General features: G+C 64.4%; 20 protein-coding genes. 6 read left to right on the top strand and 14 right to left on the bottom strand.

The annotated features are described in order from the left end of the window. Positions 1-5 precede the first annotated feature (5 nt). On the top strand, positions 6-1169 hold the full coding sequence (locus tag VZC39_RS18985; RefSeq protein WP_434664510.1) for a CinA family nicotinamide mononucleotide deamidase-related protein: 1164 nt from the start codon (positions 6-8) through the stop codon (positions 1167-1169). 14 nt (positions 1170-1183) lie between these two features. Here the strand turns inward: VZC39_RS18985 and VZC39_RS18990 are convergent, their stop codons facing one another. The 6 genes from VZC39_RS18990 to VZC39_RS19015 form a co-directional block, all read right to left on the bottom strand. Further along, entirely contained in the window at positions 1184-1720 is a 537-nt protein-coding gene (locus VZC39_RS18990) for a metal-dependent hydrolase (protein ID WP_434664512.1), read from the bottom strand. Positions 1721-1955: 235 nt separating this feature from the next. After that, entirely contained in the window at positions 1956-3050 is a 1095-nt protein-coding gene (locus VZC39_RS18995; protein WP_434664513.1) for an ABC transporter permease, read from the bottom strand. Beyond that, the gene (locus VZC39_RS19000) at positions 3047-3172 is read right to left on the bottom strand and encodes a hypothetical protein (RefSeq protein WP_434664514.1); all 126 of its coding nucleotides are present in this window, start codon (positions 3170-3172) and stop codon (positions 3047-3049) included. Before VZC39_RS19000 ends, VZC39_RS18995 begins: the two co-directional genes overlap by 4 nt. Beyond that, positions 3169-3294: a hypothetical protein gene (locus VZC39_RS19005; RefSeq protein ID WP_434664515.1), complete on the bottom strand. Its 126-nt coding sequence runs from the start codon at positions 3292-3294 to the stop codon at positions 3169-3171. The genes VZC39_RS19000 and VZC39_RS19005 overlap by 4 nt, the downstream gene beginning before the upstream one ends. Beyond that, positions 3291-4220 carry an ABC transporter ATP-binding protein gene (locus VZC39_RS19010; RefSeq protein WP_434668520.1) on the bottom strand — a complete coding sequence of 310 codons (930 nt, stop codon included), beginning with the start codon at positions 4218-4220 and terminating at the stop codon, positions 3291-3293. Before VZC39_RS19010 ends, VZC39_RS19005 begins: the two co-directional genes overlap by 4 nt. A gap of 7 nt (positions 4221-4227) precedes the next feature. Then, positions 4228-5196 carry an HlyD family secretion protein gene (locus VZC39_RS19015; RefSeq protein WP_434664517.1) on the bottom strand — a complete coding sequence of 323 codons (969 nt, stop codon included), beginning with the start codon at positions 5194-5196 and terminating at the stop codon, positions 4228-4230. A 253-nt stretch (positions 5197-5449) separates the two neighbouring features. Between VZC39_RS19015 and VZC39_RS19020 the strand changes: the two genes are divergently transcribed. The 3 genes from VZC39_RS19020 to VZC39_RS19030 all read left to right on the top strand — a co-directional run bounded on the left by VZC39_RS19020 (position 5450) and on the right by VZC39_RS19030 (position 9190). Next, positions 5450-7114, top strand: coding sequence for a DUF342 domain-containing protein (locus VZC39_RS19020; protein ID WP_434664518.1), 1665 nt, complete (start codon positions 5450-5452; stop codon positions 7112-7114). Between the two features lie 122 nt (positions 7115-7236). Continuing rightward, complete coding sequence (gene yidA, locus VZC39_RS19025; protein WP_434664519.1) at positions 7237-8046, top strand: sugar-phosphatase; 810 nt, start codon at positions 7237-7239, stop codon at positions 8044-8046. Between the two features lie 370 nt (positions 8047-8416). Continuing rightward, positions 8417-9190 (top strand): gamma-glutamyl-gamma-aminobutyrate hydrolase family protein, encoded by a 774-nt coding sequence (locus VZC39_RS19030; protein ID WP_434664521.1) that lies wholly within the window; start codon positions 8417-8419, stop codon positions 9188-9190. Here VZC39_RS19030 and VZC39_RS19035 read toward each other — a convergent pair. From VZC39_RS19035 to lptM, 7 genes are all read right to left on the bottom strand, one after another. Next, positions 9187-9591, bottom strand: coding sequence for a hypothetical protein (locus VZC39_RS19035; protein ID WP_349919969.1), 405 nt, complete (start codon positions 9589-9591; stop codon positions 9187-9189). The genes VZC39_RS19030 and VZC39_RS19035 overlap by 4 nt on opposite strands. A 108-nt stretch (positions 9592-9699) precedes the next feature. Continuing rightward, positions 9700-10410: an HAD-IA family hydrolase gene (locus VZC39_RS19040; RefSeq protein ID WP_349919971.1), complete on the bottom strand. Its 711-nt coding sequence runs from the start codon at positions 10408-10410 to the stop codon at positions 9700-9702. A 30-nt stretch (positions 10411-10440) separates the two neighbouring features. Then, positions 10441-11394, bottom strand: coding sequence for a tyrosine recombinase XerC (xerC, locus tag VZC39_RS19045; RefSeq protein WP_349919973.1), 954 nt, complete (start codon positions 11392-11394; stop codon positions 10441-10443). After that, entirely contained in the window at positions 11387-12067 is a 681-nt protein-coding gene (locus VZC39_RS19050) for a DUF484 family protein (protein ID WP_349919975.1), read from the bottom strand. The genes xerC and VZC39_RS19050 overlap by 8 nt, the downstream gene beginning before the upstream one ends. 89 nt (positions 12068-12156) lie before the next feature. Next, the gene (gene dapF / locus VZC39_RS19055) at positions 12157-12987 is read right to left on the bottom strand and encodes a diaminopimelate epimerase (RefSeq protein ID WP_349919977.1); all 831 of its coding nucleotides are present in this window, start codon (positions 12985-12987) and stop codon (positions 12157-12159) included. A gap of 112 nt (positions 12988-13099) precedes the next feature. After that, positions 13100-14350, bottom strand: a complete 1251-nt coding sequence (lysA, locus tag VZC39_RS19060; RefSeq protein ID WP_434664524.1) for a diaminopimelate decarboxylase — start codon at positions 14348-14350, stop codon at positions 13100-13102. Between the two features lie 20 nt (positions 14351-14370). After that, positions 14371-14580, bottom strand: a complete 210-nt coding sequence (lptM, locus tag VZC39_RS19065) for an LPS translocon maturation chaperone LptM (RefSeq protein WP_349919980.1) — start codon at positions 14578-14580, stop codon at positions 14371-14373. A gap of 73 nt (positions 14581-14653) precedes the next feature. Here lptM and cyaY point away from each other — a divergent pair, with 73 nt between their 5' ends. Next, positions 14654-14968 (top strand): iron donor protein CyaY, encoded by a 315-nt coding sequence (cyaY, locus tag VZC39_RS19070; protein ID WP_349919982.1) that lies wholly within the window; start codon positions 14654-14656, stop codon positions 14966-14968. Beyond that, positions 14965-15618 carry an alpha/beta hydrolase gene (locus VZC39_RS19075; RefSeq protein ID WP_349919983.1) on the top strand — a complete coding sequence of 218 codons (654 nt, stop codon included), beginning with the start codon at positions 14965-14967 and terminating at the stop codon, positions 15616-15618. Before cyaY ends, VZC39_RS19075 begins: the two co-directional genes overlap by 4 nt. Before the next feature lie 76 nt (positions 15619-15694). Here VZC39_RS19075 and VZC39_RS19080 read toward each other — a convergent pair whose 3' ends face one another. Beyond that, a complete protein-coding gene (locus tag VZC39_RS19080) occupies positions 15695-18214 on the bottom strand; it encodes a class I adenylate cyclase (protein ID WP_349919984.1) in 2520 nt (839 codons plus the stop codon). Positions 18215-18463: the final 249 nt, after the last annotated feature.

Genomic DNA, 18463 nt, shown 5'->3' on the forward strand with positions numbered 1-18463 from the left:
TCTGCATGCGCATCGAGATAATCAGCACGGGGGACGAGATCGTCACCGGCCTGGTGGTGGACACCAACGCCGCCTGGCTCAGCGCCCTCTTGCTGGAACAGGGCTGGCAGGTGCGCCGCCGCGCCACCGTCGGTGACAACCTGGCGGATCTGAAGGCGGTGCTCGCAGAGAGCAGCGAGCGCGCCGAGGTGGTGCTGGTGTGCGGCGGGCTCGGCCCCACCGCCGACGATCTCACCGCCCAGGCGGCGGCCGAGGCCTTTGAGCAGCCGCTCACCCTCCATCCGGACTGGCTCGCCACCCTGGAGGCCCGCTACGAGGCCCGCGGCATCCCCATGCCCGCCAGCAATGCCAAGCAGGCCCATCTGCCTCGGGGCTGCGAGATCCTGGACAACCCGGTGGGCACCGCCTGCGGTTTTGTGGTGCGACACCCGGCCAGCCACGGCCAGAGCCAGCTGTTCTTCACCCCGGGCGTGCCGTTCGAATTCAAGCAGATGGTGCGCGAGCAGATAGTGCCGCGCCTCAAGGCGCTGGCCGGAGAACAGACCGACACCGAGCTGCGCCGCTTCTACAGCTTCGGCGTCTCGGAATCCGCCCTGTCAGACAAGCTGGATGCCGCCCCCTGGCCAGCGGGGGTGGAGCTTGGCTATCGCTCCGCCATGCCGCTCATCGAGCTCAAGCTCATCGGCCACGGGGCGAGCGCCGCCGACCTGGATGCCGCCGAGGCGCGGCTGCTTGGGGAGATCGCCCCCTGGCTGGTGGGACGGGGAAACGAGGAGCCGGCCAGCCAGATCCTGGCTCTGCTCCGGGACCAGCCGCTGACGCTCTGCGAGGGAGAGAGCCGGGGTGCCCTGCTCGGCCTCTGCCACGACTATCCCCAACTGCAGGCCCATTTCGACCCGCAGCTCCCCAGCGAGCTGGAACAGCTGAAGCGTGCAGAGACGGGGCTCAGTCTCACCATAGGGCGGGCGGGATCGGACGGTGTGCCCCTGCTGCTGTGCGCCCATGGCCAGGTGATGGGCCAGACCCTCAAGGTCCGCCACCCGGATCCGGACAGCGGGCGCCGGATCCTCGCCTTCGCCGCCCTCGACATGCTGCGTCGCCACCTCTTGGGGCTGCCGGTGATCGCGGACTATCTCACCCTGACCCGCAGCGCCCTGCGCCGGGACTAGGTCATCGACCGGGCTCAGAGCCTCGGCAGCAGGGCGGCCAGGGTACCCAGCCCCTGACCGCCATGAACCCAGTAGCCCGCCAGCGCCAGGGTCAGCAGACAGAACGCCGCCTCGTAGCCGCCCCCGCTCTTGAGGGACAGGCCGGGCAGGCGAAAGCGCCGACGCAGGGGCCAGAACAGCGGGATCCCCGCCGGGGTGAGCCAATCCCCCAGCAGATGGCTCAGGTAGCCCACGATAAGGGCATCCTTCATCGCCACCGAGATAATCTCCGGCCCCTGAAACTGGGCCAGCCCCCAGATCCCCGCCCCGACCGCCAGCAGGCTGTGGGTAAAGCCGCGATGGCCGAACAGGCGCGACAGCGGCCCCGAGATCCAGGGCAACTGGCGGCCGAGCAGGGACTTGGGGTGATCGAGATCCGGCAGCAGGGCACTGGCCAGGGCGAGCGGCACCAGCTGCCAGAGGCTGGCATCGGCCAGGGCCGGGGTCAGCTCCAGCTTGTGGGCAATCAGGGTACAGGTTACGGCAAACAGCAGGTGGCCTTGGGCGGTCATGATGGGCGTCGATGGAGCAAGAGATGGGCGGAGGGGATACTGGCCCGATGAGACCGGGCGGCAGATTAGCACCCCTCCCCGGGTCATGAGCAAGATGAATGTTGCTCATTCCCAGTTTTTGCAGTCATTTATTCCACAAAATACCCGTTCCACAGGCCAATGTTGACTCATACGGCGCCAAATTCACCACCAAACAAGGGGGTCGACCAGCCCGAGGGCGCTGGCCGAGCTCCACTCAGTCCAGGCTCTTCTTGAAGCGACGGGCGGCCAGGGTCAGCATCAGCAGGGTGAACCCCGCCAGCCAGAGCACGTCCGACAACAGATCCCCCATGTCACCCCCCCGCAGCACTATGCCCCTTATCAGCCGCATGAAGTGGGTGGCGGGCAGCACCTCGGCCACCCACTGGGCCGGCACCGGCATCCCCTCGTAGGGAAACATGAAACCCGACAGCAGGATGGAGGGCAGCAGGATGAACACCGTCATCTGCATCGCCTGCAACTGGGTCTGGGCCAGGGTGGAGATGAGCAGCCCCAGGGTCAGGCTGGCGGCGATGAACAGCAGGGTCGCCAGCAGCACCTGGCCCAGGGCGCCGTTGATGGGCACCGCGAAGATGAGGTGGCCGAGACCGAGGATGATGACCACCTGGACGAGCCCCACCACTATGTAGGGCAGGATCTTGCCAATCATCAGTTCAAGCGAGCTGATCGGGGTGGTGATGAGCAGCTCCAGGTTGCCCCGCTCCCGCTCCCGCACGATGGCCGCCGAGGTGAACATGATCATGGTCATGGTGAGGATCACCCCGAGCAAGCCGGGCACTATGTTGACCGCCGCCCGGCGGGAGGGGTTGAAGTAGAGCACCGTCTCGAAGGTGGGGGGCGCACGTTCGGCCCCCGGCTTGAGTCCACTGAGGGGCATGGCGCGCAGCCCAAGCAGGGCATTGGCGATGACGGTATCGGACCCATCCACCAGCCACTGACCCGCGCTCTCCCCATCGCTCAGGCGGCGAGCCAGATCCCGGGGCAGCACCAGCACGGCGCGCACCTCCCCCCGGGTCAGGGCGGCTTCCGCCTCCTGCAAGCCCACGTAGCGCCGCTCTATCTGCACCACCTGGGTGGCCCTGACCGCCTCCACCAGCAACCGCCCCGGCACGCTCTCGCTCATGTCCACCAGCCCGGCCGGGAGCTGGCGCACATCCGTGTTGATGGCATAGCCAAACAGCAGCAGTTGCAGCAGGGGGATCATGACGACCATGCCGAAGGTCAGTCTGTCCCGCGCCAGCTGTCTCAGCTCCTTCTGGGTTATTGCCCAGAGCCGTCTCAGGCTGTTCATGGGTTCGCTCCTTCGGCAAAGATCCACGGGGTCATCACCGCCATGTCGACCGTCAGCCTGTCCCGCGCCAGCGGTCTCAGCTTCTTCCGGGTGATGGCCCAGAGCCGTCTCAGGCTGTTCATGGGTTCGCTCCTTCGGCAAAGATCCACGGGATCATCACCGCCATCCCCACCGTCAGCCTGTCCCGCGCCAGCTGTCTCAGCTTCTTCCGGGTGATGGCCCAGAGCCCTTGCAAGCTGTTCATGCCCTGCGCTCCTGTCCGGTACAGCTGACGAACACATCCTCGAGACTGGGTCTGGCCGGTGCCAGGCTGGCGTTCGCCAGGGCCGGGCTGGCCTGCCGCAGCCAGGAGACGGGGTCCGCCAGCTCCTTGTCCACCAGCACTCGCAGCCGCTGGCCGAGCTGGGCGGCGGATCGCACCGGCGCCAGTTGCAAGAGTTGCTGCTTGAGCAGCCGCAGATCCGGGGCCTGCACCTCCACCACCCGGGTGTTCATGGCCTCCATCAGCGCCAGGGGGGAGCCCTGGGCGCGCACCTTGCCCGCCTCCATGATGGCTAGGCCGTGGCAACGCTCCGCTTCATCCATGTAGTGGGTGGTGACCAGGATGGTGGTACCCCCTTCGCTCAGGTCGAACAGCTTCTCCCAGAAGTCGCGCCGGTTCTGGGGATCCACTGCCGAGGTGGGCTCGTCCAGCAGCAGCAGATCCGGGCGGTGGATCACCGCCGCCGCCAGCGCCAGCCGCTGTTTCTGACCGCCGCTCATGGCCCCGGCCCGGCGCCGCGCCAAGGGCGTCAACTCATAGGTCGCCAGCAGCTCATGCAGACGGGCATCGAGATCTCGGCTGCCCATGCCGTGGATCCGCCCCATGAATTCCAGGTTTTCCCAGGCGGTGAGTTCGTCATAGAGGGAGAACTTCTGGGTCATGTAGCCGATGCGGCGGCGCAGTGCCTCCGCCTGTTTCGGGATGGCGAGGCCCAGCACCTCGATCTCTCCCTCGGAAGGAGTGAGCAGGCCGGTCAGCATCCGCAGGGTGGTGGACTTGCCACAGCCGTTGGGGCCGAGAAAGCCCTGGATCTGTCCTCTGGGCACCGCCAGCGCCAGCCCGTCCACGGCGAGGAAGTCACCGAAGCGGCGACTCACCCCCCGGGCACTGATGGCCAGTTCACCCACGGATGTCTCACTCATGGGCGGGCTCCCCGCCATCGGCAGGCTCGGCCTGCACCGGCAGGCCGCTTGGCAGGTCCCGGGCCGCGGGCAAGTCTATCTCCGCCAGATAGACGAGCCTGGCCCTGTCCTGTTCGTTGAGGGCGTAATAAGGGGTGAAGGCGGGCTCCTGGGAGATCCAGCGCAGCCGGCCGTTCAAGGGATCCGCCAGACCATCCACCCGCACCCGCATGGTCTGACCTACGGGGTAATGTGCCAGGGCGGTCTCCGGCACATAGACCCGGGCGTAGGGGGCACTGTCCGCCTGCAGGGCTGCCAGCACGGCACCGACCGGGACCCGCTCGCCGAGGTTGTAGGGCAGGCTGTCGAGGCGTCCGCTGCGGGTGGCGACCACGGTGAGATCTGCCAGTTCACGTTCTGCCAGCAATACATCCGCTCTGGCCGCTTCGAGCTTGGCAGTGGATTCATCTATGTCCTCCGCCCGCACGCCCCGGGTCAGCTTGTCGAGCTGCTGGCGGGCGCCATCCCGCTCGGCCAGGGCGCCATCCCGCTCCGCGCGGGCCTTGTCCAGCTCCGAGGGGCTCTGCAGCTTCTGCCGCACCAGCCGTTCGGTACGCTGGAAGCTGCGCTCGCTCTCCTTGAGGGTCGCCTGGGCCTTGTCCAGGCTGGCGCGGGCGGCGGCGATGTCTTCCGGCCGCTCGCCATTGGTCATGCGGGCCAGGGCCGCCCGGGCACTGGCCTCCTCGGCACGGGCCCGGGCCAGTACCGCCTGCTGGCGGCTGTCGTCGAGCCGGGCCAGCACCGTGCCCTCCTCCACCCGGCTGCCCTCCGCCACCGGCAGGGCGCGGACAATCTCGTTGGCGGTGGCGGTGAGCAGTACTCTGTCCCGCTCCAGGGTGCCGAGCGCCTCGCCGCTACGGTCGGGCTGGCAGGCGCCGAGCAGACCCAGCAGGGGAATGAAGAGCAGGCAGTGACGTAGCATAGGGGCTCCTTGGCCCGGCACCCGAGTCTGACCCGGCAGGGGCCGCCCGGGGTGGGCGTTGATGCATGACTGTCGCCAGCATATCCATTGTCAGTATTTTTTTCCTCAAGCCAGCTCACTCATTTGCATTCAGCTCGTTGACCTAAAAAGAAAAATATCAGAATACTGCGATTCAGGGCCGTTCAGGCAGCATCCTTTGCCGCCAGCGCAGAGCGCCAGGGACGCTGGCGAAGGAGAGACAAGGAGGTACCCGGTGTTAGACAAAACGTGGTTTCAGCTGTCGGCGGACATGACCTATGTCTGTCTTCGCATCGCCCCCGGACTGACCCACCCCGTCGCCGAGGCCGACGTGCTTGGCCTGCTGCGGGCCTCCAACTGTCGTCGCTACCAACCCCTCACCGAAGGGATCCGGCAAGCGGTCACCCTGCTCGGTGCCCTGCAAGACAATCCCGATGCCCCCTCCCATGCCCCCGTCCCCATCGCCCAGCGCCAGGACGCCAGGTTGCTGCTGCAGGTCGAGAAGGATCTGATGAGCGCCAGGGCCCAGATCACCGCAGACTGGGGGGGCAAGCCCCTGACCCTGGAGCAGTTGCAACAAGCCCTGGCGGAGAGCCAGATCAAGCGCGGGGTGGAGCCGGCCAGGCTGCTTGCCGCCGTGCAGGCGGCCAGGGAGGCGGCTCCCGGCAGCCAGATCAACCCTGTCATCGCCCTTGGCCAGGCCGCCGAGCACGGGCTGGATACCCGGCTGGAGCGACTGGTGGAGACGGCAGCGGAGCGGATCCTCAAACCCCAGGAGCGGGATCACGGCAAGGTGGACATGCGCGACCTGGGTACTCTGCTGACCGTCAAGGCGGGCTCCCAGCTGATGCGGCGCCACCCCGCCACCCGGGGCATCGACGGTTTCACGGTGACCGGCCAGCCCCTGCCCGCCAAGGCGGGCAAGGAGAGCGCCATGGTGGCGGGGGAAGGCAGCTGCTTCTCCCCCGAGGATCCGGATCTGCTGCTGGCGACCCGGCCCGGCCTGCCCTGCCAGGAGCGGGCGGGCATGCGGGTCGACGAGGTGCTGAGCGTCAAGCAGGTGGATATCCGCCACGGTCACGTCATGTTCGAGGGATCCTTGCTGGTCACCGGTGACGTCATGCCCGGCATGCGGATCAAGACCAGCGGCGACGTGGTGATCGGCGGCTTCGTCGAGGGGGGCTATATCGAATCGGGGGGGACCATCACGGTGCGCAGCGGCGTCATCGGCCGCAAGCAGGATAACGACGAATACCTCTGTCACCTCTATGCCGGTGGCGAGATCCACGCCAGCTATGCCCAGTACGCCCGACTGGAGGCCGATGGCGACATCCATATCCAGAGCCAGCTCAGCCACAGCTATTGCCGCAGCGGCCAGGATCTCAAGGTGGGAGACAGCGCCATGCGCAAGGGCCACCTGATCGGGGGGATCAACATCGCCAACCGGCTGATCATGGCTCCCGTGCTCGGCGCCTCGGCGGCGAATCGCACCCGGCTGCAGATCCTCGGCGGCTACTTCAGCCACAAGGAACAGGAGCAGGCCCTGTGCCAGCGCAAGCAGGCCTGCCGGGAACAGCTCGACAAGCTGCAGGATCTCATACTGCGGCTGCTGCAACTGCCCCACGACAAGCGCAACCCCGAGACCCTGCAGAAGATCAAGGAGATCCGCACCCGCCAGCTCGACGAGAGCCGGTCTCTGGACGAACAGCTGGCGACGGCCCAGATCGAGCTGCAGGCCCTGATGACCAAGATGGACATCATCGCCACCCAGCGTCTCTTCCCCGGGGTCGAGGTGGAGATGGCTCACCACCACAACAGGGTCGACATCGAACACGGCCCCATCCATTTCGCCATCCGGGACGACCAGTTGCAACTGACCCCCTATCAGGGCCAGCGCTGATCCCAACGCTATCTGTCGTCGGCGTCCCCCACCGCTTGGCGTGATCCCGACGGTGATTTTCGCTACACTCGACAGCCCATTGGCCCCATGGGGCGGGCCAGCCAGACTCAGGTAGTGAGAAGATGTACAAGCTGATCGCATTGGATATGGATGGCACCCTGCTGAACCCAGAGGGCCGCATCACCCCCCGCACCCACGCCGCCATCACGGCAGCCCGCGCCAAGGGTGTCACCGTGGTACTGACCTCGGGTCGCCCACTGGAAGGCATGACCCCCTATCTGGCCGAACTCGGCCTCACCGGCCCCGATGACTACGTCATCTGCTACAACGGCGCCCTGGTACAGAAAGTCTCGGATCAACGCATCATCCGCAGCCAGCTGCTGACCGGCAAGGACGCCAGTGCCATCGCCCATCTGGCGGATGAACTCGGGGTCAACATCCACGGTTTCTCCGTGCGTCAGGGACTCATCAGCCCCAGGGTCAGCACCTATACCGAACACGAATCCCGACTGGTGAAGATGCCCATCAACCTGGTGGACTTCGCCACCCTGCCTGTCGACGAGCAGGTGATGAAGGTGATGATGATAGACCCGGAGCCCCAGCTCTCCCGCGCCATCGCCCAGCTGCCTGCCGAGCTCTATGAGCGTTATACCGTGGTGCGCAGCTCCCCCTACTTCCTCGAGTTCATGAACAAGCTGAGCAACAAGGGCACCGGGGTCGCCGCCCTGGCGGAGCACCTCGGCATCGACGCCAGCGAGGTGATCGCCGTGGGGGATGCGGGCAACGATCGCCACATGATCGAATACTCCGGACTCGGGGTCGCCATGGGCAACGCCACCGACGAGATCAAGCAATTGGCGCAGCACACCACCAGCCGCAATGACGAGGACGGGGTCGCCAAGGTGATTGAGCAGTTCATCCTGAATGCGTGATCATGGCCGGGGCACCCAGGGTGCCCCGCATTTTTCACCACCCAGCCTGCATGTTTAATATATCCACCATTATGACCACCCCCTCTCACACCCTCATCCCTTCAGCCCCCTGATAACGGGACTCGAGCTGGCTCCCGCCTTATCAAAATTAACATAAACGCATCATTTCGTTTGACATATTGAACGGCCTTGGCAGACTGGGATCAGGATCCAGGCTGTCATCGCCCAGGCTGACCGACGATTCTGGCACCCCGGCACGACCCCGGATCCCATGACCATGCCTTGAGGCATGCCCTTGTCGCCACCCAGTGGAAAGGGCCTTCCCAAGGCGCAGGATGAGACACCACAGCCAAGGATAGCCAGGTGACCTATGCCCAACCCCTCCCGATCCCATGCCAAACCCGTCGTGTTGATGACCATGGGGGCCCAGCCCCGTAACGGTCACCCCTATCAGGTGATGACCCACAAATACATCAAACCCCTGGTGGAGATCAGCGGCTGCGTGCCCCTGCTGGTTCCCACCTGCTGCGGCGCCGAAGATCTGGAGCAATACCTGGATCTGGCGGACGGCGTCTATCTGAGCGGTGCCGGCTCCAACATAGACCCCGCCCTCTACGGTCAGGAGAACCTGACCCCGGACAAGCCCCAGGACAGGGACCGGGATCTGTTCGATATCCCGCTGGTGCGGGCTGCCATCGACCGGGGTCTGCCCCTGCTCGGCATCTGTCGCGGCATGCAGGAGATCAACGTGGCCCTGGGTGGCGACATCTATCAGAAGGTCTATACCGAGCCCGGCTACGCGGATCACCGGGAAGATGCGGAGGATACGGTGGAGGATCAGTATGGTCACAGCCATCAGGTCAGCCTGGTGCCTGGCAGCTGGTTTGCCGAACTGATGGGAGAGGAGCGGATCCCGGTCAACTCGTTGCACGGTCAGGGGATCAAGACGCTGGCCAAGGGGCTGGCCCCGCTGGCCTATGCCGAAGATGGTTTGATTGAAGCCCTCCATGCCCCCGAACTGCCCCAGTTCACCCTGGCGGTGCAGTGGCATCCGGAGTGGAAGGCGAGCGAGAACCCCCACTCCATCAAGTTGTTCGAGGCCTTCGGGGCCGCCTGCCGCGAGCGCAGGCAGCAGCTGGGTTAATCGCCAAAGCCCTTGGCTTTGAGTCTCGGCAGCGCCCCGCGATCGGGGCGCAGGGTACGGCACACATCCAGCCCCTTGAGGCCCCGCTGGACGTGATCCGGGGCCTGGCCGAGCACCATGCCGTTGCCGCGATAGAGCTTGGTCTCTTCCAGCTCGAACAGCTCACCCCCAATCAGGAGCTGCTCCCGACCGTCGACCACCTTGCCCCGCTTCAGGGGCAGCGTCATGTCCACCTGGATTTCTCCCGTGGCGCAGCCCTCGCGCCAGGTAGCCTCGTCGGAGAAGGGGGAAATGGTGATCTCCCGCCAGGATCCATCTCGGAACTCCATCCGGTAGTGATCGCTCAGCAGATCGCACCCCGCCAGCACCATGGGCATCAGCAACCAGATGCCTCTCTTCATGCAGTTCAAACCCGCCGCTCCTTCATCTACTTGTGCCAAAGATAATCACCCCGCGCCAGGCCCCATGACAGGCACCGGAAACGGTACCTTGCTTATCGGCCGCGCCCCTCAGAGCAACAGGGTAGCCAGCTCGTCGAGGGCACTCAGCTCAACATCCGGCAACAGTCGCAAGCCCTGAGCTGACCGGCCGCCCTCGTTGAGCCAGGCGGCCCGATAACCGTGTAATCGGGCACCCAGCACATCGCTCTCGGGGTGATCCCCCACGTGCAGGATCCGCTCGGGGGAGAGCTTGAGGGCCGCCTGCACCGCCAGAAACATGTCGGGGGCCGGTTTCATCCGGGCGCCCAGCCCGGCCTTGCAGACCAGGGTGAAGTAGTCCGCCAACCCGGCCTGCACCAGATCCAGGTTGCCGTTGGTGATCACCACCAGGGGGTAGCGCGCCGCAAGGCGGTCCAGCAGGGCGTGGGTTTCGTCGCTGACCGCTATCTTCGAACGCTCTGCGAGGAAGCCGGCGAACACCGCCCTGGCCTCTCGCTGTGCCTGTTGCCGTGCCATTCCCCCCTGCATCAGGGCTGCGCAGATCCCCTGCTCGCGCGCCAGGCTGACGTCGTCGCGCAGCTCGGGGCGCGCCAGCAGCAGGTCGCGCTTGAGGGCGAGCCAGCCCGCCTTGTCGAGCATGGCGGTCGCCAGGTATTCACTGCGCAGGTGAGCCAGCATCCACTGCTCGGCACGGGTGATGGCGGGGCCGTTGTCATAAAGGGTGTCGTCGAGATCGAACGAGATGGCGGCCACCGGCTGCCAGCGGCGATAGAACTGCATGGACTCTCCTTGGGTGGCTGGGCTGCCCCCTTATTCGTTTTCCTCTGAACCCGGATCCCGCTTGGCTCTAGGGTGAGCACCGTCATACACCTTGGCCAGGTGCTGGAAATCCAGGTGGGTATAGATCTGGGTGGTGGAGAGATCCGCGTGACCCAGCAGCTCCTGCACCGCCCGCAGATCCCCCGAGCTCTCCAGCATGTGGGTGGCGAAGCTGTGACGCAGCTTGTGGGGATGAACGTGGGCGTTGAGCGCCTGCTTGTTGCCCCAGCCATCGAGCCGCTCCTGCACGGAGCGCGCCGACAGCCGCTGCTTGCGCTTGGAGACGAACAGCGCCTCCAGCTCGTCTCCCGCCAGCAAGGGGCGCACCTTGAGCCACTTCTGCAGCCACTCCACCGCCATGCGCCCCATGGGCAGTACTCGCTCTCGCGATCCCTTGCCGGTCACCCTGAGCTGACGATCATCGAGCTTGATGTCCGCGAGGTTGAGCCCCACCAGTTCGGCCAGACGCAGACCGGAGGAGTACATCAGCTCCATGATGGCGCGATCCCGCACCGCCAGCGGATCCTGCTCGTCGGTGATGTTGAGCAGCTGGTACATCTCGTCCACGTCGAGGTTCTTGGGCAGGGGGCGCCCCTGCTTGGGGGTCACGATGCCGCGGGCCGGATTGGCCGCCAGCCGCCCCTGGCGAACCTGCCAGTCGCAGAAACTGCGGAGGGCCGAGACCTTGGTGGCAAGGGAGCGAGGCGCCAGCCCCGCCTTGTGCATCCGGGTCACCAGGCTGCGCACCTGGCTCACCTCCAGCCTGGCCCAGTCGGTCAGGCCGAGACGCGCCAGCTCGGCAGTCATGGCTTCCAGATGAGCCTGGTAGTTGCTGCGGGTGTGGGGGCTGAGCTGACGTTCGACTCGCAGATACTCGATAAAGGCCGTCAGCGCCTGAGCCAGGGTGGCAGGCAGGGCATCGGCGGCGCCAGGAGCCTCAGCCACGGCCGATCTCGGGCAGGCGCAGTTGCAGCAGGCGGCCGAGCTGTCCCAGCAGCAGGGTATCCGTGTGGGGGGTGAAGTGGCCCGGATCCGAGCTGGCGAAGGCCAGCACACCCAGATCGCCAATCCGCATCAGGGCAACAGAATTGACCAGGACATCGCTACCAAACAGCGTCTGTTTCTCGCCCTGATTCAGCCGGCCGAAATAATAGTCTGTCCCCGGCAGGCGCTGACCCAGCAGTTGATCGAGCTGTTTGCCCTCCGCCAGGAAGCGCTGCTCCGGGCCGCTCAGCGGGAAGCGTTTCGGGTTGAGCCAGAGCCGTACTCCGGTCAGGCGCAGGCGCTGCACGAAGGCCTTGCCCATGACGGCGCTGACTTCGAACAGGCTCTGGCAGCCGTAGAGTTCACCGTAGAGATCCGCATAGATCTTGAAGATCCGCTCGTTCTCGCTGGCGATCCCCATCAGCTCGGTGATCTCCTGCTCCAGCTGCTCGATGCGCTCTCGCTGCCTGTCCATCTGGCGTTCCACCAGGGAGACGCTGCCCTTGCGCTCGTGGGGAATGCGAATGCGATCCAGCATGGCGGCATGACGCTGGAAAAACTCGGGATAACGGGCCAGGTACTCCAGCACTGTGGCTTCATCCATCAGTGATTCCTGCCGTTTGAGTTCGCTCATAACTTGGTTGATCCATCTGAAAAAGGGGCGCAGGGCCCCGACATTATCGTGACGGGGAGGGCTGACCCTCCCTCATGCCAGCAAGTCGCCTACAACTCTATCTGACCATCAAACACATGCTCGGCCGGCCCCGTCATGTAGACCGGCTGACCCGGCCCCTTCCAGGCGATGGTCAGCTTGCCCCCCGGCAGGGTGACGGTGACCCGCTCCTTGAGCTTGCCCTGACTGATGCCGATCACCACGGCGGCGCAGGCACCGGTGCCGCAGGCCAGGGTCTCCCCCACCCCGCGCTCGAACACCCGCAGCTTGATTTCGCTGGCGTTGACCATCTCCATGAAGCCGACGTTGACCCGCTCGGGGAAACGCTCGTGACGCTCCATGATGGGACCCAGGGTCAGCACGGGGGCCTCCTCCACCGAGGGCACCTCGATGACGCAATGGGGGTTGCCCATGGAGACCACGCCGCACATCACAGTATGCTCCTGCGCGCGCAGCAGGTAGGTTTTTTCTGCCTTCTGGGCCCGGAACGGCACCTTGCCCGGTTCAAACTGGGGCACCCCCATGTTGACCGTGACCTGGTTCTCCCCCTCCAGCTGCAGGGTGATGCGGCCACGGGCGGTGCTGACCGCGATCTTGTCCCGGTTGACCAGCCCCTTCAGGCGCACGAAGCGGGCGAAACAGCGGGCACCGTTGCCGCACTGCTCCACCTCGCTGCCATCGGCATTGAAGATCCGGTAGTGAAAATCGAGCTCGGGATCATAGGGAGGCTCCACCAGCAACAGCTGATCGAAGCCGATCCCGAAATGGCGATCCGCCAGCTTCTTGATGACGTCGTTGCTGAAGAACACCTTCTGGGTGACGCCGTCCACCACCATGAAGTCATTCCCCAGCCCATGCATCTTGGAAAAATCTATCAACATCCTGCGTTCCTGTGCCCCTTGGGCAGTAAATCCCCACCACACCGGCGACGGGTCAACGGCTCACGCTCTCGATTCGGCGGAACGTCTGGAAAACTCGGCAATGCCCGCGCACTCAGGGCAGCAGGTGCTCACCGCGCCAGAGATCGGCCAGCTGTTCCCGCTCCCGGATGAGGAACGCCTTGTCCCCATCCACCAGTACCTCGGCCGCACGGGGACGGGTGTTGTAGTTGGACGCCATGGTGAAGCCGTAGGCACCGGCGGAGCGTACCGCCAGCAGCGAGCCTTCACCGATCGCCAGGGTACGCTCCTTGCCGAGGAAGTCGCCGGTCTCGCACACCGGGCCCACCACGTCGTACAGCGCCTTCTCGTGGGTCGCGCGGCTGTCCACCTCGATGATGTTCATCCAGGCGCCATAGAGGGAGGGGCGCAGCAGATCGTTCATGCCGGCGTCGATCAGGGCGAAGTTGCGGGTCTCGCCCGGCTTCAGGAACTCCACCTTGGTCAGCAGCACTCCGGCGTTGGCGACGATGGCCCGGCCCGGTTCGAACAGCAGGGTCAGATCCCGGCCCGCCAGCTTGCGCTTGAGGGCTTCGGCATACTCGCTCGGATGAGGGGGCTGCTCGGCGCCGTAGTTGACCCCAAGACCACCGCCCACGTCCAGATGATGTATGTGGATGCCTTCCACCGCCAGCTCGTCGATGAGCCGCAGCAGCTTGTCCGCCGCCTCCATAAAGGGCGTGAGTTCAGTCAGCTGGGAGCCGATGTGGCAATCCACCCCCTTGATCTCGATGTGGGCCATGGCCGCCGCCTTGCGGTAGATGGCGGGAGCCTGCTCGATGGGGATGCCGAACTTGTTCTGCTTGAGGCCGGTGGAGATATAGGGATGCGTGCCCGCGTCGATGTCCGGGTTGACCCGAACCGACACCCTGGCGATCTTGCCCATGGAACCCGCCACCCGGTTCAGACGCTCCAGTTCGGCTTCGGACTCCAGGTTGAAGCAGAGGATCTCTTTTTCCAGGGCGAGGCGCATCTCGGCCTCGCTCTTGGCTACGCCGGAGAAGACCACCTTGGCCGGATCACCGCCCGCCGCCAGCACCCGGGAGAGTTCCCCGCCGGAGACGATGTCAAACCCGGATCCCAGACGGGCCAGCAGGTTCAACAGCGCCAGGTTGGAGTTGGCCTTGACCGCGTAGCAGATGAGATGGGGGATGTCGCCCGCCGCCTGATCGAAGGCGTGCCAGTGGCGCTCCAGGGTGGCACGGGAGTAGACGTAGAGCGGGGTACCATACTGCTCGGCAAGTTGTTGCAGGGGCAGCTGCTCGGCCTGCAACTGGCCGTCGGCGTCGTAGTTAAAGTGATCCAAGGGGGCGGTTCCTTCCTAAATTATTGCGGCGCGGCCTCGGAGGCCGGTTTGGCGGTCGCAGACGAGGTGGCTTGCGGTGTACTCTCTGTCTCGGGCTTGGCGGGGGCAGGCTGCTCGGCAGGAGCGGCTTGCTCGGGGGGCGGCATATAGAGCGGCCCCGTCAGACCACAGGCGCCCAACCCAAGGGAGAGAAATGCGGCCAACAGGCACTTGGTGAACTGGGTAGTCATAATGGTTCGCTGCGAAAAAATTTTTGGCCCTCTATAATCGCACTCACATTGTTAAAAGCAACAGGATAAACCGATGAAGGATCACGAGTATCACGCCCTGACAGACGCCTTTTTCCAGTACGTGGAGGACGTCATCGACGAGGGGTATCCGGATATCGACTGTGAACGGGCCGGCGGCGTGCTGACCTTGAGCTTCGAGAACAAGACCAAGGTCATCATCAACAAGCAGGAGCCCCTGCACCAGATCTGGGTCGCTACCCGGGAGAACGGCTTCCACTTCGAGCTGCGCGGGGAGAGCTGGATAGACAACCGCTTCGGCGACGAGCTCAAGACTCTGCTGACCCGGGCCTGCACCACCCAGGCGGGCGAGCCGGTGCGCTTCCCATGATAGACCTGCACCCCGACGGCGCCCGTCATGCGGTGATCTGGCTGCACGGGCTGGGAGACTCAGGTGCGGGTCTGGCGCCCCTGGTGGACGCCCTAGACCTGCCCGCCACCCTGCCGGTGCGCCACCTGCTGCCGGATGCCCCCGAACGGCCCATCACCATCAACATGGGCTACAAGATGCGCGGCTGGTACGACATCAAGAGCTTCGAGGATCCGGCGGATCGCGCCGTGGAGTCCCATGTCCGCGAATCCGCCGCCCGCATCCAGGGCTTGCTGGATCAGCTGATTGCCGAGGGCTTCGCCCCCGAGCGCATCGTGCTGGCCGGTTTCTCCCAGGGGGGCGTCATCGCCTCCTTCACGGCCTTGCGCTGCCCGCAGCCCCTGGCGGGCCTGCTCTGCATGTCCACCTATCTGGCGGCGCCCGATGCCCTGATGGGGGAAATGAGCGAGGCGGCCCAGCGTCTGCCCATCTGCTACATGCACGGCATCTATGACGACGTGGTGGCGCTCTCCATGGGCTGGGAGGCGAAGAACCGGCTGGAAGCGGCGGGCCTCGCCCCCGAGTGGCACGAGTACCCCATGCGCCACGAGATCTGCCGTCCCCAGCTCGCCGACATCCGTCACTGGCTGCTGGCACGCCTCGACGGCTGAATCCCGGACGACGAATATGACAACGGCCTGCATCTGCAGGCCGTTTTCGTTGGCTCATCGGCAATCCGGCAGCATATCAACCTACCTCGCGGGCAGGCCCTGGATTATCTCGCTGTGGATTCTGGCTGCGGTAGGGGATCACCTCCAACTCATCACCCTGTTGCACGATTTCGTAGTACTGGGGCAGGTTGAAGTTGCTGAACTGGCCGGCATCCCCCGCACGCTCCTTGCCCGAGGTGTAGAAGCGGTTCACCCCCTGTACCAGTTCATCCTTGTTGCCGGCGAAGTGCTGGTAGATCTCCACCCGGTTGGCCTCGTCCAGGATATAGATGTTGGTGCCCGCATTGCGGGTATCGAAGAAGAACTGCACCAGCCCCTCGCTGGCGTAGGCATCGACGATGCCGGGCAGGTGCTGGCTATGGCTCCTGTCCAGACGCAGCGGCAGGTGATCCAGCTTGTTGTGAGAGATGTGGCGGTAGAAGTCGATGGCGTTTTCCAGCTTCTTGACCGACACCCCGCGCCGCTCGAAGAAGATGCCGTACTTCTCGCGCCCGAGGGCCAGCGTCTTGACCAGCTGCTGTTTGTCCCGGGCGAGGCGCAACTCGATGCACTCGGCCAGCAGTTGCTGGAAGCGGGAGCGCACCAGGGAGCGGAAGTGCTGGCTGTAGCAGAACACCTCTATCATCTCCGGCGCGGCGGCATCCTGATGCATCTTGCCGAGTATGGTGGTGAGGGCATCCACCACCGCCTCTTCTCCCTGGAAGTGCAGGGTACGGATCTCGCTCCAGGAGTTGCGATAGACCAGATCCACCGAGCCCACCAGGCACTCCTGGTTGCGACCGAAGGAGAAGACGTCGGCGGCGTTGGCGTCGAACTCGATCACCTGCCCCACCCAGTGGCTGGACGGATCCGTCTCCAGATTGAGGAAGATGGAGAGCTGGTGGATCTCGCAGGGACGGCTCAGGGCCAGGTTGGTGGCACGGGGATATTTGACCGGGAAGGTGCCGGAGAGATCGCGGCAGAACTGGTGCAGGTTGTCGATGTGCAGATCCGAGCCCTGATTGAACAGGTGCACCCGGGACTGGGGCGTCATCAGGCCATTGAAGTAGGCCCAGGCCACCAGCTTGCTGATGTAGCCGTTATATTCGAGCGGCGCCCGGCCGATGATGTCCACCGGCTCCAGAGAGTGCTTGTAGAGATACCAGCCGGCGCGGTTGAGGCGACCGTGGGGCACCTGCACCAGGCTGAGATCCGGCTCGCTCAAGTCCGGCGCTATCTTGAGGTTGATGCGCTGAACCTTGCCCGGCAGGCTCTCGAAGGCGGCATAGAGCTTGCGCGACAGTATGCCGATGTCTTCCGGGTTGATGGACTCGCTGATGTTGTTGCGACGGGCGAACTGGATGAGGTTGCGGTAGCTCTGCATCAGGGCTTCCAGCAACTCGGCATAGGCCACCTTGACCTCTTCGACCTTCCACTCCTCCCGGTGATCCAGGTGGTGCAGGCGCTCCGGGCCCCAGCCCCAGTAGGAAACCAGCTGGGCCATCAACTCGCGACGCCAGCTCGGGCTGTGCTCCTCTTTGGGATGGCTCAGGCCGTCACATACTTTGAGGTAGAAGCAGCGGCGCACCAGATCGAGGCGCTGCATGTCGCCGATGGACTTGAGGTAGTTGGTCACCTTGTCCAGCATCAGGCAGTAGTTGTCGAGCCGATAGTGCATCCCCTCGTTGTGCTGGAACCAGTCGCGACTGGTCACCGACAGCAGACGGGTGTTGGGATACTCGTGGGAGTAGGCTTCCATCAACAGGGACTTGAGCACCGCCTTGTAGGGGGAGTCGATCCCCTTGTAGAGCTGCCAGAGGGCGGAACCGAAGTACTCCTCGGCGGGAATGCGGTTGAAACCACCGAGATCCAGCCAGTCGTCCTGGCTCAGCTTGCCGTGGGCAAACAGGCCGTTCACATAGTCGTCGTAATGATCGTCATACTCAGCGGGCACCAGGTACCAGAGCAGGCGCTTGCCGGCGATGAGCATGGCGCTGCGATAGAACTCGTCGAGCAGCAGCAGGTGCTGGGCGCTGCCGCAGCTCTCCCCCTGCATCTGGGCATCGTTGCGCTGGCGGAACTTGTCTTCGGGGATCAGGAAGAAGTTGAGATCGACCCCCCGCTGCTCGGCCCACTTGGAGAGGAGTTGGCACTTCTGCTCCAGCAGCGCCAGCCGTTCCTGGGAGAGGCCCGCCACGTGGCAGACCCAGATATCGAGATCCGAATGGCAGCACTGGCCGATGGAGGAGGTGCTGCCCATGGAATAAAGACCCTGGATCGACTTGTCGTGGGTGCTGAGGCCTCCCTGACAATTCGCGTTCTGACACAGATCCTGGATGAAGGCTTGCTGAGCCTCGTTGGCCACGAAGCTCCAGATGCCATGGGGCACATCACCTGCCACATAACCGGGCAAGAGAGGGTGATTGAAGTGCAGCATGACAGGCAGCAACTGAAACACCTGCTGCCCATAGCGACTCATGAGATCCAGCGCCCGTTGCGTCTTGAGACGATTGATCTCGTCGTAGCGCGCCACCAGCGTGTCGAGTTTTACCAGCAATGCCCTACCTATCGGGGAGAGAAATGACGCACCAAAATGGGGAGACGTCAAAAAAGTGTGATCATGTTAACAATGCAAACCGCCGTGGTAAACAAGCCCGCATGGAATCACCGGATTATTTCTGACCCTGTCAATAACGGTATCATGGGAAAGTAATAAATTTTAATATTTTCAATTAATTAAATATCCGTAGCGGCTTAATGAAAATCATTTTCAGCTGCCTTTTTTGAGCCTGCCCCCGCTTTTGCC

This window comes from Aeromonas sp. NJAU223 (assembly GCF_051125555.1).
Lineage (GTDB): Bacteria > Pseudomonadota > Gammaproteobacteria > Enterobacterales > Aeromonadaceae > Aeromonas > Aeromonas veronii_G.

Excerpts from the sequence above, each read along its gene's own strand:
- VZC39_RS18985 (WP_434664510.1), top strand. The coding sequence starts at position 6 with ATGCGCATCGAGATAATCAGCACGGGGGACGAGATCGTCACCGGCCTG.
- VZC39_RS18990 (WP_434664512.1), bottom strand. The coding sequence starts at position 1,720 with ATGACCGCCCAAGGCCACCTGCTGTTTGCCGTAACCTGTACCCTGATT.
- VZC39_RS18995 (WP_434664513.1), bottom strand. The coding sequence starts at position 3,050 with ATGAACAGCCTGAGACGGCTCTGGGCAATAACCCAGAAGGAGCTGAGA.
- VZC39_RS19000 (WP_434664514.1), bottom strand. The coding sequence starts at position 3,172 with ATGAACAGCCTGAGACGGCTCTGGGCCATCACCCGGAAGAAGCTGAGA.
- VZC39_RS19005 (WP_434664515.1), bottom strand. The coding sequence starts at position 3,294 with ATGAACAGCTTGCAAGGGCTCTGGGCCATCACCCGGAAGAAGCTGAGA.
- VZC39_RS19015 (WP_434664517.1), bottom strand. The coding sequence starts at position 5,196 with ATGCTACGTCACTGCCTGCTCTTCATTCCCCTGCTGGGTCTGCTCGGC.
- yidA (WP_434664519.1), top strand. The coding sequence starts at position 7,237 with ATGTACAAGCTGATCGCATTGGATATGGATGGCACCCTGCTGAACCCA.
- VZC39_RS19030 (WP_434664521.1), top strand. The coding sequence starts at position 8,417 with ATGCCCAACCCCTCCCGATCCCATGCCAAACCCGTCGTGTTGATGACC.
- VZC39_RS19035 (WP_349919969.1), bottom strand. The coding sequence starts at position 9,591 with ATGAAGAGAGGCATCTGGTTGCTGATGCCCATGGTGCTGGCGGGGTGC.
- VZC39_RS19040 (WP_349919971.1), bottom strand. The coding sequence starts at position 10,410 with ATGCAGTTCTATCGCCGCTGGCAGCCGGTGGCCGCCATCTCGTTCGAT.
- VZC39_RS19050 (WP_349919975.1), bottom strand. The coding sequence starts at position 12,067 with ATGAGCGAACTCAAACGGCAGGAATCACTGATGGATGAAGCCACAGTG.
- dapF (WP_349919977.1), bottom strand. The coding sequence starts at position 12,987 with ATGTTGATAGATTTTTCCAAGATGCATGGGCTGGGGAATGACTTCATG.
- lptM (WP_349919980.1), bottom strand. The coding sequence starts at position 14,580 with ATGACTACCCAGTTCACCAAGTGCCTGTTGGCCGCATTTCTCTCCCTT.
- cyaY (WP_349919982.1), top strand. The coding sequence starts at position 14,654 with ATGAAGGATCACGAGTATCACGCCCTGACAGACGCCTTTTTCCAGTAC.
- VZC39_RS19075 (WP_349919983.1), top strand. The coding sequence starts at position 14,965 with ATGATAGACCTGCACCCCGACGGCGCCCGTCATGCGGTGATCTGGCTG.